This window comes from Streptomyces sp. NPDC057654, from assembly GCF_042800135.1.
Lineage (GTDB): Bacteria > Actinomycetota > Actinomycetes > Streptomycetales > Streptomycetaceae > Streptomyces.
This window is the reverse complement of sequence record NZ_JBHVHQ010000877.1, coordinates 1-3,538: the sequence shown is the minus strand read 5'-3', so window position 1 is coordinate 3,538 and position 3,538 is coordinate 1. Positions and strand designations below refer to the sequence as shown.

Annotated in this window: 1 protein-coding gene; it reads right to left on the bottom strand. The window is 73.9% G+C overall.

Going from position 1 to position 3,538, the window contains the following annotated elements:
* Nucleotides 1-3,454 (bottom strand): hypothetical protein (locus tag ACFU99_RS37590; protein WP_384401356.1); only part of this gene is annotated, 3,454 nt, incomplete at its 3' end.
* Nucleotides 3,455-3,538: the final 84 nt, after the last annotated feature.

Sequence of the window (3,538 nt, the reverse complement as noted above, 5' to 3'; positions counted from 1 at the left end):
CCCCGGCGTTGAACACCGGGAGGGCGTCCCCGGCCACCGTGGACAGGTCACCGGTGTAGAAGGCGGGGTAGGGGGCGGCCGCGAAGTTCGCGGTCATGCCCGAGCGGCCCGCGCCGACCGACGCCTGATCGGTGACGCGCTTCTCGTCGTAGACCACGGCGTTGTCCGTCACGCCGATCACCCGCGCCGACGCGCTCTCGGCCGGTCGCAGGAACACGGTGACCCGGCCGGCGGAACGGCCGACGGCGGAACCGTCGTGGATGTCGCCCGGTGTATAGCCCTTCTTCCCCAGGGCCTCCTTGCCCGACAGGATCATGGCCCGCTGCCCGATGGACTGGCGGAGCTTCTGGCGCCCGGCCTGGCCCGGTCGGGTGAGTCCGGTGTGCGCGCGCCCCTGCCGGTGGTCGCGCAGCAACGAGCGCACCGAACGGGCTGCGGGGACGGTGCCGGCCGTGTCCGGAGCGGCGCCGGTACCGGAGGCCCTGGAGGCGGGGGCGTCCGGCGTGGAGACGGCCGCGGGCTCCACCCACGCGGCGGCGTGGTCGAGCACCGCGACCGCCCGCTGGAACAGTCGCTGGGTGTCGGGAGCGTTGAGGAGCATCACATCGTCGTGCGTGAGCATCTCGCCGAGCCGCTCGTGCTTCCCTGCTCCCCACTGCCGGCCGGGGCCGACCGGCACGACGGTGATCGGGTCGTCGGCGGCCCGCTCCCCCGGTGCGCTCCGCCCCGCTCCGAAGCCGCCGGCGGGCTCCGTCGCGCCGTCCTCCGGCCGGCGCCGCGCGGACGCCTGGTCCGGGAGCTCCGGGACGAGCGCCCACTCCCCCACGATCCGGCGCAGGCTGCCCGCCGGCGCCCGCACCGTGACGGTCGTCCCGTCGTCCCGGACGTAGCTGAGCTTCAGGTCGTAGTCGCCGTCGAACTCGTCGTGGCGGCCCCCGGAGATGAGCATCGGGTAGCTGGAGGCGTCCTTCAGCCGCGCACTCGTGGCCGAGGAGGACATCGAGGCCCCCGCCGCGGTGCCGAGGGCGAGCATCTCCCCCTGCGTCGAGCCGTCGGGGGCGTTCGGTTCGGTGCCCGGGAGCCCGAGCGCGGTGGTGCCCAGGGTGGTCACCCGGGTGAGGCCGGCGGAGCTGTCGTCCTGTTCGGACTTCGAGAGCTGGATGTAGAGATCCGTGCCGAAGACCGGCCTGCCGCGGTCCCTGAGCGGACCGCGGGGCACGAGGCTGACCAGGACCTCTCCGGTCAGCGGGCCGAGCCCGTGGTGGCCGACGGTCTGGTTGTCGAAGTGGCGGAAGGACCAGACTCCCGGCATGGTCAGCTCGTCGACGGCGCCCCGGACGGAGTCGGGGTTGAAGAGGCTCTCCAACGCCTCGCGCAGCCCGCCGAGATCCCCGACGGCAGAGTCCGCGAGGACGCGTCCCATGCCCCGGGCGCGCAGCGCCCGCTGGAACTCCAGCAGCGCCGGGCGCGGGTCGATCGTTCCCTGCACGCTGTACCCGACCGGGACGTCCAGCAGCGGGCGCATACGGACGCTCGGGCGGATCCTCTCCAGGCCGTTGGTGACCAGGCCGCGCTCCTCGGCCTCCTGCCAGCCGGCCAGCTCCTGACGGTCCCCCATCTCCACCGCGACGGCCTCGTGGTGCAAGGGGGCGCCGATCGCACGGGACTTGCGGGTCACCTCCACGAGGTAGGTGGTGTTCTCGTGCACGATCAGCACCTGGCGGCCCGCGCGTTGCTCGCCCGCCACCCGCCCGAAGGACAGAGTCGTCCCCTGGCTCTCGCTCCTGGTCTTGTTGTACAGCGTCACGGAGCCGCCGGGCACCAGGAGGCCGGGCGTCGCGCCGGGGGCCGCGGTGTTCCAATTCTTGGCGCCGGACAGGCGCAACGACGGGTCCAGGGTGTCCTGTTTGCCGGTGCCGCCGCCGGGCTGTGTGTAGTGCATGAAGGAGTGTTCGTTGGACAGTCCCCTGTCCACGACGCTCCTCGCGCTGTGGCTGCCGGGCAGCGCCCGTATCTTGAGCGCGAACGTGTGCCGGAACCCCCGCCCGTGGGCGTAGACCCCCCGCGAGAGGTTCCAGCCGGCTCCCAGCATGGCGTCGACCTTGGTGTCCAGGGCGCCGTCCGCCACGAGGTACTCGACGGTCTGGTGCTCGGCGGTCCCGTAGTTCGGTTCGCCCTCCCGATCGGTGAAATGCCACTTCAGCACGTCAGGGGCCGCCTTCCGCAGGACGCCGGAGACGACTGCCGCGAGCGGCTTGGCATGGCCGCTGCGCAGGTGCGTGTGGTTGCCGTGCTCCGCGTGCTGGATCGGCCGGTTGTGCAGGTCCCGCACCAGTTCCCGCGTCTCGCCCGCGGGCAGTTGGAGGGGCTTGCGGGCCGTGGGAGCGGCGTGGCCCTGCCGGGAGCCGCGGCCCCGCTCCTTCCACAGCTCGCGCAGGGTCCCCGACATGTCGGGGAAGTAGGTCCGCGCCCGGGTCCTGATGACCAGCGCGCCGTCGGCCTCCGGGCCCAGCGGGACGGAAGCCGGCGCTTCGAGCGGGCCCCCCAGATCGGCGCGCAGGGGCCCGCGGCGGAACGCCGAGCCCGTGACCAGCCGCAGGAGCGACCGGGGAGCCCGCACCAGCTGCGCGTCGACGAGGAGCACCACGTCCTGGTCCCACGCCTGCACCCGCGGCGCGGACCACAGCACGTACTCGCTGCCGCCCTCGCTGCCGGCCTTCGCCATCCGGGACTTGGCCCGGCTTCGGCTGAGGGTGAGGCCCCACAGGGCACGGTCACCCGTGCCGGGGTCCTTCGGCCCCGCGTCCACGGAACCGCTCACGCTCTTCCCCTGCGAGGTCTGCGAACTCTGGCTGAATCCGGAGAGGTTGTTCAGCCCCATCCCGAGTTCCTGCCCCGGCCACACGCCCTGCCAGCGGGCCGGTCCCCAGTACACGCCGCGGACCCTCAGGGCGACGCCGTACCGCCGCGTCCGACCGGTCTTGGTGAGGACGACATGGTGGACCTGGCCGGCCCGCAGATCCGGTACGCGCGGGTCGAGCATCACCGGGGCGAACCCCGTCGGCAACCGGTAGTTGTTGCGCATCGAGCTGCCGGACCCGGACCACATGGTGTTCCAGAGCGGCCGGCTCTTCTCACGCGCCGGCAGGGGGCGCCCGCTCAGCCGGGACCAGGCGGACCGCCGGGCATTGCGCACCGCGACCCGGGCCCCGCGGGAATAGGGCGCGACCGCGTGGTGGGCGCGGTTGGCGAACTTCCGCGTCTTCGACGGAGTGGCCTGGACGAACGGGCGCGTCATCGGGTTCTGCCGCAGCGCGCCCCGCGCCTCGGGCCCCAGCCCGTCGCCGAGTGGGCGCCCATCGGGGAGGGGTGTGGGGATGCCCGGCGCGACATCGCCCGCCCGTGACTGCTCGTCGGGCCGACTGCCACCGCCGCGCGCACCCGGCCCACGCAAGGCGGAACGCCGGAGCCGGTCCAGCGGGAACCCCTTACCGCCCGGCCCGGAGCGGCTCCCGCCGCGGGCGGAGCGGGAGGGCGG